Source organism: Salmonella sp. 741265116_PST, from assembly GCF_046567715.1.
GTDB classification, from domain to species: domain Bacteria; phylum Pseudomonadota; class Gammaproteobacteria; order Enterobacterales; family Enterobacteriaceae; genus Salmonella; species Salmonella enterica.
In genome coordinates, this window is sequence record NZ_JBKFPH010000057.1 from 1 (window position 1) to 10,277 (window position 10,277).

Annotated in this window: 12 protein-coding genes, 1 tRNA gene and 2 pseudogenes; 6 read left to right on the top strand and 9 right to left on the bottom strand. The window is 55.8% G+C overall.

The features are described from left to right. Both ACLD11_RS21425 and yejK read right to left on the bottom strand, forming a co-directional pair. Positions 1–120: pseudogene (locus ACLD11_RS21425) on the bottom strand (hypothetical protein); the annotation flags it as partial. A gap of 27 nt (positions 121–147) precedes the next feature. Continuing rightward, the gene (gene yejK, locus ACLD11_RS21430) at positions 148–1,155 is read right to left on the bottom strand and encodes a nucleoid-associated protein YejK (RefSeq protein ID WP_000050812.1); all 1,008 of its coding nucleotides are present in this window, start codon (positions 1,153–1,155) and stop codon (positions 148–150) included. 179 nt (positions 1,156–1,334) lie between these two features. Between yejK and ACLD11_RS21435 the strand changes: the two genes are divergently transcribed. From ACLD11_RS21435 to ACLD11_RS21455, 5 genes and pseudogenes are all read left to right on the top strand, one after another. Further along, positions 1,335–1,562, top strand: coding sequence for a YejL family protein (locus tag ACLD11_RS21435; protein WP_001135904.1), 228 nt, complete (start codon positions 1,335–1,337; stop codon positions 1,560–1,562). Positions 1,563–1,593: 31 nt separating this feature from the next. Next, positions 1,594–3,354, top strand: a complete 1,761-nt coding sequence (gene yejM, locus ACLD11_RS21440) for an LPS biosynthesis-modulating metalloenzyme YejM (RefSeq protein ID WP_080250872.1) — start codon at positions 1,594–1,596, stop codon at positions 3,352–3,354. A 73-nt stretch (positions 3,355–3,427) separates the two neighbouring features. Beyond that, positions 3,428–3,504, top strand: a tRNA-Pro gene (locus ACLD11_RS21445). Next, positions 3,460–3,552: pseudogene (locus ACLD11_RS21450) on the top strand (hypothetical protein); the annotation flags it as partial. The gene ACLD11_RS21445 and the pseudogene ACLD11_RS21450, both read left to right, overlap by 45 nt. Further along, positions 3,546–3,734 (top strand): DinI-like family protein, encoded by a 189-nt coding sequence (locus tag ACLD11_RS21455; protein WP_080250871.1) that lies wholly within the window; start codon positions 3,546–3,548, stop codon positions 3,732–3,734. The pseudogene ACLD11_RS21450 and the gene ACLD11_RS21455, both read left to right, overlap by 7 nt. A 192-nt stretch (positions 3,735–3,926) precedes the next feature. Here the strand turns inward: ACLD11_RS21455 and pagL are convergent, their stop codons facing one another. Continuing rightward, complete coding sequence (gene pagL, locus ACLD11_RS21460) at positions 3,927–4,490, bottom strand: lipid A 3-O-deacylase PagL (RefSeq protein WP_411011768.1); 564 nt, start codon at positions 4,488–4,490, stop codon at positions 3,927–3,929. An 819-nt stretch (positions 4,491–5,309) separates the two neighbouring features. Here pagL and narP point away from each other — a divergent pair. Continuing rightward, positions 5,310–5,957 carry a nitrate/nitrite response regulator protein NarP gene (gene narP, locus ACLD11_RS21465; protein WP_001115498.1) on the top strand — a complete coding sequence of 216 codons (648 nt, stop codon included), beginning with the start codon at positions 5,310–5,312 and terminating at the stop codon, positions 5,955–5,957. Positions 5,958–6,000: 43 nt separating this feature from the next. Here narP and ACLD11_RS21470 read toward each other — a convergent pair whose 3' ends face one another. The 6 genes from ACLD11_RS21470 to ACLD11_RS21495 form a co-directional block, all read right to left on the bottom strand. Continuing rightward, entirely contained in the window at positions 6,001–7,044 is a 1,044-nt protein-coding gene (locus tag ACLD11_RS21470; protein WP_411015348.1) for a cytochrome c-type biogenesis protein CcmH, read from the bottom strand. Beyond that, positions 7,041–7,598, bottom strand: a complete 558-nt coding sequence (gene dsbE, locus ACLD11_RS21475) for a thiol:disulfide interchange protein DsbE (RefSeq protein WP_183058766.1) — start codon at positions 7,596–7,598, stop codon at positions 7,041–7,043. Before dsbE ends, ACLD11_RS21470 begins: the two co-directional genes overlap by 4 nt. Further along, the gene (locus ACLD11_RS21480) at positions 7,595–9,526 is read right to left on the bottom strand and encodes a heme lyase CcmF/NrfE family subunit (protein WP_411015349.1); all 1,932 of its coding nucleotides are present in this window, start codon (positions 9,524–9,526) and stop codon (positions 7,595–7,597) included. Before ACLD11_RS21480 ends, dsbE begins: the two co-directional genes overlap by 4 nt. Continuing rightward, a complete protein-coding gene (gene ccmE / locus ACLD11_RS21485) occupies positions 9,523–10,002 on the bottom strand; it encodes a cytochrome c maturation protein CcmE (protein WP_001522164.1) in 480 nt (159 codons plus the stop codon). The genes ACLD11_RS21480 and ccmE overlap by 4 nt, the downstream gene beginning before the upstream one ends. Further along, the gene (gene ccmD, locus ACLD11_RS21490; RefSeq protein WP_039514271.1) at positions 9,999–10,211 is read right to left on the bottom strand and encodes a heme exporter protein CcmD; all 213 of its coding nucleotides are present in this window, start codon (positions 10,209–10,211) and stop codon (positions 9,999–10,001) included. The genes ccmE and ccmD overlap by 4 nt, the downstream gene beginning before the upstream one ends. Further along, positions 10,208–10,277, bottom strand: a 70-nt coding sequence (locus ACLD11_RS21495) for a hypothetical protein (protein WP_225550304.1), incomplete at its 5' end; no start/stop codon positions are given. The genes ccmD and ACLD11_RS21495, both read right to left, overlap by 4 nt.

Genomic DNA, 10,277 nt, shown 5'->3' on the forward strand with positions numbered 1-10,277 from the left:
GAGAACTGTGAACACAATACCAAGCATCAACATCATCAAAAATGTTACAATGTGCGCGTACAAAACCTGCCGAAATAAACTGAAATTAACAGACGGCTTCTGACGTATTCCTTTACTCACTACTGCGCCCTTATATGTAGTATGCCCTTATTTCCCGCCAGATGTGCGGCGCTGCAGCTGGTCGCGCAGGTTCGGCGGCGTACCTTTGATGGTCAACGTATCTGTAGCCGGGTCCCAGAAAATCCGCTCACCCAGCAGCATCGCATCAAAGTTAATCGTTAACCCGCCGCCGCTGCCGGCATATTTGGTTAGCTGGCGCAGCGTACTGCGATCCGCCGGGAAGCTCTCTTCCAGTTCATAGCCTTTTTCGGCGGTAAATTCGCTGAAGCTAACTTCACTGACGCCGGAAAGCTCTTTAGACAGCGATTCCAGCTCAATCTCTTCCCCGGCTTGTAATTGCTCGTTGCAGTAGCTGTACACCTGCTGGCGCACGTTCTGACGTTCTGCTTTATCTAACTGCGCTTCTGCGGTGAAATCATCCACTGCCTGCAACAGGCCGCGATTCTGCGCTTTGGCGTTCAACCCTTCGCTGGCGCCGAGGAAATCCATAAAGAAGTCAGCGACCTTGCGCCCTACCCGACCTTTGAGAAACGTCAGGTAGCGGGTCGATTGCGGATTAGTTTCCCACTCGGTAAGATCGATACGCGCCACGATATCCGCATGGTTAATATCAAGATAATGCGTCGGGTTAATGTCCAGATTTTCATTGACCCGCATACTGCTCAGGTTGTTCAGTACCGTAACCAGCAGATACTCCACCGCCAGGTAACGATAATGGCAGAACAATACAATGCCGCCGTCCGCAAAGGGATATTTCGCCAGTTCGTCACGCAGGCGTCCGGTCGCCGCCCGGCTAAAGGCAAGAAAATCTTCTTCCCCCTGACGTTGCAACCGCAGCGCTTGCGCCAGTTCACTCTCTTCGCTAAACAGGCCATACGCCTTATTCTTGGCGCTATAGACCCGATGCAGTTCAGCCACCATCTCGACAACGGTGGTTGTCGGCTCCAGCAATGAATCGCGCAAGACCAGCTCAAGATTTTGCTCATCGCGCTTGATAAGCTGGTGCAGGGCAATCTGGTTGATATCCAGACTCATGATAAACTCTCCTTTAAGACCGGGCGGTATTCAACCACCGCCTGCCGGAAGACGCAAGCAATCGCCCTGTCATTTCAGGCGTTATCCGTAACGCGAATGATTTAGGGGATAAAAATGCAGAAAAAAAACTGTTGCTACGGTAATATGTTGCCCTTTCATGAACAAACAGATTTTGATTTATGCCACAACTCTCCCGCTATAGTGATGAACATGTTGAACAACTGCTGAGCGAACTGCTCAGTGTACTGGAAAAACATAAGGCGCCGACCGATCTTTCCCTGATGGTGCTGGGAAATATGGTCACCAACCTTATCAACACCAGCGTTGCGCCGGCTCAACGCCAGGCGATTGCGAACTCTTTTGCCCGCGCCTTGCAGTCTTCGATTAGCGAAGACAACGCGCACTAAAAAGCCGACTCCGGAGAAACAAGCGACAGGTATGGTAACTCATCGTCAGCGCTACCGTGAAAAAGTCTCCCAGATGGTTAGCTGGGGGCACTGGTTCGCTCTGTTCAATATACTGTTGGCTACGTTGCTCGGCAGCCGTTACCTGTTTGTCGCCGACTGGCCGACAACGCTTGCGGGTCGCATATACTCCTACCTGAGCATTGTCGGGCACTTTAGCTTTCTGGTGTTCGCCACCTATTTGCTTATTCTTTTTCCGCTCACGTTTATCGTGATGTCCCAGCGGCTGATGCGGTTTTTATCAGCCATTCTGGCGACCGCGGGTATGACGTTGTTGCTTATCGACAGCGAAGTCTTTACCCGTTTTCACCTGCATCTTAACCCCATTGTCTGGGAACTGGTCATCAACCCTGACCAGAACGAAACGGCGCGCGACTGGCAGCTTATGTTTATTAGCGTGCCGGTTATCTTATTGATTGAGATGCTATTTGCGACATGGAGTTGGCAAAAGCTGCGCAGTCTTACGCGCCGCCGCCATTTCGCAAGGCCGCTTGCGGCATTCTTTTTCGTCTCCTTTATTGCATCGCATCTTATCTACATCTGGGCAGACGCTAATTTTTACCGGCCGATTACCATGCAGCGGGCAAACCTGCCGCTCTCTTATCCGATGACGGCGCGACGTTTTCTTGAAAAACACGGTCTGTTGGATGCGCAGGAATATCAGCGTCGTCTGGTAGAGCAAGGCAATCCGGAAGCGGTCTCCGTGCAGTACCCGCTCAGCAATTTGCACTACCGCGATATGGGCACCGGTCAGAATGTGCTGCTCATTACCGTAGACGGCCTGAACTATTCCCGCTTTGAGAAGCAGATGCCGGAGCTGGCTACATTTGCCGAACAAAACATCGACTTCACTCGTCATATGAGTTCAGGGAATACCACTGATAACGGTATTTTCGGCCTGTTCTATGGCATATCGCCAGGCTATATGGATGGCGTGTTATCCACCAGAACGCCTGCGGCGCTCATTACCGCGTTGAATCAGCAAGGCTACCAACTGGGACTGTTTTCTTCGGATGGCTTCGCCAGCCCGCTTTACCGTCAGGCATTACTGTCCGATTTCTCGATGCCGACAGCGCAGACGCAGTCTGATGCGCAAACGGCCAGCCAGTGGATAGACTGGCTTGGACGCTACGCACAGGAAGATAACCGCTGGTTCTCATGGGTATCGTTTAACGGTACTAACATTGATGACAGTAATCAGAAGAATTTTGTTAAGCGTTACGCCAGCGCCGCCAGCGACGTGGATGCGCAAATCAATCGGGTTCTGAACGCGCTGCGAGAGGCCGGTAAATTCGACAATACCGTCGTGATCATTACCGCAGGACGCGGCATACCGTTGACGCCGGAAGAAAATCGCTTCGACTGGTCGCAAGGTCATCTGCAAGTACCGCTGGTGATCCACTGGCCGGGGACGCCTGCGCAGCGTATTAATGCGCTTACCGATCATACCGATGTAATGACCACGTTGATGCAACGCCTGTTACATGTCAGCACGCCAGCGAACGAATATTCACAGGGCCAGGACATCTTTACCGTTCCACGTCGCCATAACTGGGTAACGGCGGCAGACAGCAGTACGTTGGCAATCACGACGCCACAAATGACCCTGGTGCTCAATAATAACGGTCATTATCAGACCTATAATTTACACGGCGAGAAGATCAAAGATCAGAAGCCGCAGCTCAGTCTGCTGCTGCAAGTGCTAACAGAAGAGAAACGTTTTATCGCTAACTGATTAATTATAAATCAGTTAGCACCGTTTCCCCTTGCATTCGCGTTGGAAAGAGGTAGTATTAGCACCCACAAGTCGGCACGTAGCGCAGCCTGGTAGCGCACCGTCATGGGGTGTCGGGGGTCGGAGGTTCAAATCCTCTCGTGCCGACCAAAATTCCCCTTAAAAACCAGCCTCTCAGGGCTGGTTTTTTTATGCCTACAATTAAAAAGTTAGCTGATGCCAGAGACGTTATTTTGCATGAACTGATCGGACACCTTTCCCGTGCAGTGGTCAACGTAAAGTCAATGCAGGCAAATAACGTAAACCATTTTTGTACTAAAACAGAAAAAGCGCATCTATACCCTATGCTGGAAGAAATGTTTGCAGTGGCAGGTAAATGAGTAAGCAATCTGTCGCAGCAATAATAAAACGTTCTGGTAAGGTAAACGGCCTACCACTTCTTTGTCACTAACAATTAGCCTCCCTGTCGCCATAGGGTCGATAACGATCGGCTAGTCACAACACGTTTTTGTAGACAACGTACTGTGATTAATTTCTCCTTCAGCCAGCAACTCGCTAATTGTTATTCAACTTTAGAAATTATAACTAATTGAAGCACCTACAAAATTATGCCCTGAATTTTTATCCGTGAGTGATCCATTCGAGAAATGCCGGATATAAGCTTCTGTAGAAAAAGAGCCAAAGTTCCAGCCAAGAAACGCTTTTTCTCCAAAGGTAAATGCAGAATTGACACGCATATCATCTTGCGACTTAGATTTTATATAAGCCCCCAGACCAATACCGGTATAGATACCAGCGAAATGAACCAGCGCCACATCCTTCGAGATACCTAATACGGCCTGATTATATTTATTGCAGGGAACGCTGCCAGAATGTTTACTGCAATCATCGTTCCCCTTAGCCTTAAATCCTCCTAACTCCAGATTATTTCTTGCCTGTAAAAAGAAAAAATCGCTGGGTTCACTGTATGTCAGAAAGGCCGTATATAAGTGCTCAACCCCTCCTCTCCTTATACTTTCTCCCCCAGCAAAAGAGATCTGATGTTTGTTGCCCTTACCAAAAAAAACATTATCATTAGCAGAACATGCGAATGCACAAGGTAATAATATATATATAAATATTCTCTTCATATACACTCCATCACCATTTCAATGTCAATAGCTATTTTTAACCGACTAATATATTTAAAATTTTCTACGCCACACTTACGCTCTCAGAAACGGCTGATATAGCAGCCAGTATTAATATTATTTTCATAATTATTCCATCCAGCTTTTTGATGCAAACAGGCTGGGCATGGACTGTGTGCAGAAATCAAAACATACTCACTACATTCTCCCCTTGAGTTGCCCCAACGGGTGCTCAAAACGCTGAGAGTGTTGTTCAGGCACCCAGGATAAGTTATAAGTGAATGACGCTCATTCCTGACCACATTTTCATTTATGATAAGAATATCGTCAGAATCTATTTATCGCATAAAAATATCTCTACTATTGACTTGATATTTAATTTAACAGATGTCGCGGTTTATTCGTTCTGCTCAGATGTATTTCATTGACATTAATAAAACAATAAATAAATTCAATTAAAATAATTTGTTAATAATGACAAGCTTTAGACGCTATGACTTTTAATAAGGAATTTCCTGCCAGTAAAGATAGCCTGGACTTACGGGTGCAAGGGCGCAGCAACATATACCACACTTCTGTTATGTCGCATTGTCCGAAAAAAGCGTCCAGACCAGTATTCAGCCTCCTCGGGGGAGTATTCTGTTTTCCCTCGCAGCAGGTTGTTTTATCCTTTCTATCGTTCAGCTAATGACTCGCCTGTCACAGGTTTTACTACTTACCCATGCACTAATTAGGGTAAAATTTACGCGCTTGACAATGTGGCAAATCTGGACGATTTCCGCGCTGAAAACAATAATCATTCTAATAAAACTCAGGAGATACAGCATGCCTGAAGTAACACCTTTTCAGGTGCTTATTGTGGACGACCATCCACTTATGCGGCGAGGTATTCGTCAATTACTGGAACTGGACCCGGCTTTTCATGTCGTTGCCGAAGCGGGTGACGGGGCGAGTGCGATCGATCTGGCGAATCGCATTGAGCCCGATCTGATCCTGCTGGATCTGAATATGAAAGGTCTGAGCGGGTTAGATACCCTGAACGCGCTACGCCGGGATGGTGTGACGGCGCAAATTATTATTCTTACCGTCTCGGATTCCGCCAGCGACATCTACGCGCTGATCGACGCCGGCGCCGACGGTTATCTGCTCAAAGATAGCGATCCGGAAGTGCTGCTGGAGGCCATTCGCAAAGGCGCTAACGGCGGTAAAGTCTTTAGCGATCGGGTCAATGAATATCTGCGTGAGCGCGAACGGTTTGGCGCGCAGGAAGATCCCTTTAGTATCCTGACCGAACGAGAGTTAGATGTCTTGCATGAGCTGGCACAGGGGCTTTCTAACAAACAGATTGCGTCAGTACTGAATATTTCTGAGCAGACGGTTAAGGTGCACATTCGTAATCTACTTCGCAAGCTAAACGTGCGCTCGCGCGTCGCGGCGACCATTCTATTTTTACAAACACGCGGAATGCAGTAACAAGCCAGGTCCGGTGGCGCCACGCCACCGGGCCATCAGGGTCTTATTTCTCCTGCGCCAGCCGGATACTGCGCTCTATCACCGCCCGCCGGGCGTCACCCGCCGGCAGCAGCTTCAGCATCATCTCCCAGGCCGCCACCGCTTCATCAAAACGCTGCTGCTCAAAAGCGTTAAACGCATACAGGCTTAACACCCGGATATCCGTGTGGTCGCGGCTCACCAGCCGGCGCAGCAGCTCCCCGCCGCGGCGGTTATCCTCCGGGTCGGACGAGCGCGTCAACGCCTCCGCGTAGCCCAGCGCCGCATCGCGGTTTTTCGGATCCAGGCGGTAGGCGTTCGCATACGCCCCGGTGGCGGTACCGGCATTACCCAGTACCATGCCGGTGCGCCCCAGCATGAGCCAGCCCTCAACATTGCCGGCATCATTTTGCAGGCGGGTGCGCAGCCCCAGCGCCAGCCGCGCCATCTCCTCTTCATTCAGCGGCTGCGCCTGCGGGTCCAGCGCCCGCGCCAGCAGCCCCGGCGTCTGCGCCGTTGCCTGCTGCCAGGCCCTGACCTGCTGATAGCTGCCGGTCTGTGAGTAACTGATGGCGGCCACGACCAGCGCAATAACCACGCCCGGAAGATACACCCCCACCCCTGCGCGTGGTCCCGCCGCAGGAATGGCGTCAGCCAGGACGTCCTGTCTGATACGCACCCGCCGGCGCGTGCGGGCAACGATTATCCACCCGCCCGCCACGATGGCGGCCAGCGGCAGCACCCACAGCAGCACCGTCAGCGGGGTCAGCGGCGGGTCGTAGGTGACGAAGTTGCCGTAGCGCGCCACCATGTAATCGATGATTTCCTGGCGGCTCTTCCCCTCCTGCATCAGGTCATACACCCTGCGGCGCATGTCGGTGGCTATCATCGCGTTCGAGTCCGCAATGCTGTTGTTCTGGCATTTCGGGCAGCGCAGCTGCTCCGTGAGCTGGCGGAACTGCTGCTCCTGCGCTTCATCTTTAAACGGCATCACGTCGGTGGTCGCCCGTGCTGACCCGGCGATAACCAGCACCAGCATCAGCATCACCATGCCCGGTAACAGTCTCATTGCGCCGCCTCCCGGCTGTATTTGTCCCACAGCGGTTTCAGTTCACTTTCCCATACCCGGGCATTCAAATCGCCCGCATGGCGGTAGCGGATAATCCCGTTGCCGTCGATAAGGAAGGTTTCCGGCGCGCCGTACACGCCCAGGTCCAGCCCCAGCATCCCGTCGCTGTCCGATAAACTCAGCGCATACGGGTTACCCAGTTCCTTTAACCAGGCCACCGCCTTCGCCCGGTCGTCCTTATAGTTCAGCCCGACCACCCGGATACCCTGCGCGGCCAGCCGGTTCAGGTACTGATGCTCGGCGCGGCAGGTCGGGCACCAGGTGGCCCAGACGTTAAGCAGCACCGGTTTCCCCTGCGTCAGCACCTCCGCCTGATAGTACTGACCCGGCGTCTCCAGCGATTCCAGGCGGAACGCCGGCACCGGCTTTCCGGTCAGCGCCGATTCGAGATCCGTCGGGTCATCCCCCTGCGCGTTGCGCGCCAGCTGCCACAGCAGCGCCGCGGCAATCAGCAGAAAAATCAGCAGCGGTAATAACAGTACGTTGCGTTTCATCCGGCCTCCGGCAAGGGTTTACGGCGGCGGTAGCGCGGGTCCGCCAGACACAGCAGCCCGCCCAGCGCCATCAGCAGTCCCCCGGCCCATATCCAGCGGACAAACGGTTTGTAGTACAGGCGCACGGCCCACGCGCCGTTGTCCAGCTCCTCCCCGAGCGCGGCGTACAGGTCGCGGGTCAGCCCGCCGTCAATCGCCGCCTCGGTCATCACCATCCGGCTGGTGTTGTAGAGCCGTTTCTCCGCGTGCAGCACCGCCTCCGGCTCGCCGTGGCGCGTCACCCCGATGAGGGCCACCCCGCCGCGGTAGTTGGGGCCGGTGATGTCCCGCACCTCCCGGAAGGTGAAGCGGTAGTCGTGAATGGTCACGCTGTCGCCCGCCCGCATCCGCACGTCACGCTCCACGCTGTAATTCTGGCTGAAGGCGATGCCGGTAATCGTCACCGCCAGCCCGAGGTGCGCCGCCACCATTCCCCAGTAGCTGAGAGAGGTTTTCGTGCCGCGGGACACGCGCTGTACGGCTTCGGCCACCGCCAGCACCGCAATCCAGCAGGCCATCGCCATCCCCACCGCCGTCATGGCGATGATTTTATCTTCCAGCAGCCATGGCAAAAGTACCGACAGCACCAGGGTGGAGACCAGGGCGGTGAGCAGCAGTTTCCTGATGTTACGCGGCCGGTCCCGGCCCCAGCGCACCAGCGGCCCCACCCCCAGCAGCAGGGCAAAGGGGACCATCAGCCAGGTGAACATGGTGTTAAAGAACGGCTCCCCCACCGAAATGCTGCCCAGCCCCAGCTGTTTGTGCACCAGCGGCAGCAGGGTGCCCAGCAGCACCACCAGCATGGCGGCCATCAGCAGGACGTTGTTGCCGAGCAGCAGCGACTCGCGCGACCACAGCGCGTTGTTCACCCGCGAACGCACCCTGTGCCCGCGCACGGCGAACAGCAGCAGCGAGCCGCCGGTGACCAGCACCATAAAGGCGAGGATAAACATTCCGCGCGCCGGGTCGGAGGCGAAGGCGTGCACCGACACCAGCACCCCGGAGCGCACCAGGAAGGTGCCCAGCAGGCACAGCGAGAAGGCGCAGATGGACAGCAGCAGCGTCCACGCCCTGAAGCCGGCGCGCTGTTCCGTGACCGCCAGCGAGTGCAGCAGGGCGGTGCCCGCCAGCCACGGCATAAAGGAGGCGTTCTCCACCGGGTCCCAGAACCACCAGCCGCCCCAGCCCAGCTCGTAGTAGGCCCACGCCGAGCCGAGCACGATGCCCAGCGTCAGGAACACCCACGCCGCCAGCGTCCACGGGCGGGCAAAACGGGTGAACGCGCTGTCCAGACGCCCGCTCAGCAGCGCGGCGATGGCGAAGGCGAAGGCCACCGAGAAGCCGACATAGCCCATGTACAGCAGCGGCGGGTGGAAAATCAGCCCCGGGTCCTGCAGCAGCGGGTTCAGGTCGCGCCCCTCCACCGGGAAGGCCGGCAGCGTGCGGGCGAACGGGCCGGAGGTGAACAGGATGAACACCAGAAAACCGGCGCAGACCATCCCCATCACCGCCAGCACCCGGGCGACGATATCCGCCGGCACCTGCCGGCTGAACACCGCCACCGCCAGGGTCCAGCCGCTCATCAGCAGCACCCACAGCAGCAGCGAGCCCTCGTGCGCCCCCCAGGTGGCGGCCACCCGGTACCACACCGGCAGCTGCGTGTTCGAGTTGCCGGCGACATAGGCCACGGTGAAGTCGTTAACCACAAAGGCGTGTACCAGCACGAAAAACGCGCCCGCCACGCAGATAAACAGCAGCCAGGCAAACACCCCGGCCGACGCCATCATCCGCGCGTCGCCGCGCGCCACGCCCCACAGCGGGTAAACGGACAGCAGCAGCGCCACGCCGAGCGCCAGGCACAGCAGCGCGTGGCCGTATTCAGGCATCATGATGAGGTGTCCTTATCAGCGCGTTGCGGGCGGCGGTGGTTTTCCTGCATCGCCTTTTCCACTTCCGGCGGGGTGTAGTTCTCGTCATGTTTGGCCAGCACCTCGTGCGCCAGGACGTGGTTGCCCTTCTCCAGGGTGCCCTGCACCACCACCCCCTGGCCCTCGCGGAACAGGTCCGGCAGTATCCCCTCATAGCTCACCGTCACCGCCCCTTCGGCGTCGTAGAGGCTGAAGTTCACCTTCAGCGAGTCCGGGTCGCGCCTGACGCTGCCGGGCATCACCATCCCGCCGACGCGCAGGCGCTGGCCCGCCGCCGGCAGCTGCTGCGTCTCGCGCTTGCCGTAGAGAATTTCGCCGGGGGTATAGAACAGGTCGATATTCGCGCGCAGCGCGTACAGGACCAGGGCGGTGGTCAGCGCCAGGCCCGCCAGCACCGCGCAGACCACCCATAACCGGTTTTTACGTCGCAGGTTCACGCCGCCTCCTGTTGCGCCTGTGCGGCACGCATCCGCGCCTCGCGCGCCTGCTGCTGCGCCACGCCGCGCAGAATGGCCCGGCGCTGCAGCACCGTGTGCAGCGCCAGCAGCACCAGCGGCGCCACGGTCATCGCCACCGCCAGCCAGACAAAAAAGGCGTACCCGCCCATGGCGAAAAAATCGCTCCACGATGAAAATGCCGGACTCACCGGTGCCCCCTTTTCAGTATCAGTTCGCTCACCCACGGGCGGCGTTTTTCCATCAGTAAAATCAGG

Coding starts and splice junctions, on each gene's coding strand:
- yejK (WP_000050812.1), bottom strand. CDS start 1,155: ATGAGTCTGGATATCAACCAGATTGCCCTGCACCAGCTTATCAAGCGC.
- ACLD11_RS21435 (WP_001135904.1), top strand. CDS start 1,335: ATGCCACAACTCTCCCGCTATAGTGATGAACATGTTGAACAACTGCTG.
- yejM (WP_080250872.1), top strand. CDS start 1,594: ATGGTAACTCATCGTCAGCGCTACCGTGAAAAAGTCTCCCAGATGGTT.
- ACLD11_RS21455 (WP_080250871.1), top strand. CDS start 3,546: ATGCCTACAATTAAAAAGTTAGCTGATGCCAGAGACGTTATTTTGCAT.
- narP (WP_001115498.1), top strand. CDS start 5,310: ATGCCTGAAGTAACACCTTTTCAGGTGCTTATTGTGGACGACCATCCA.
- ACLD11_RS21470 (WP_411015348.1), bottom strand. CDS start 7,044: ATGAGACTGTTACCGGGCATGGTGATGCTGATGCTGGTGCTGGTTATC.
- dsbE (WP_183058766.1), bottom strand. CDS start 7,598: ATGAAACGCAACGTACTGTTATTACCGCTGCTGATTTTTCTGCTGATT.
- ACLD11_RS21480 (WP_411015349.1), bottom strand. CDS start 9,526: ATGATGCCTGAATACGGCCACGCGCTGCTGTGCCTGGCGCTCGGCGTG.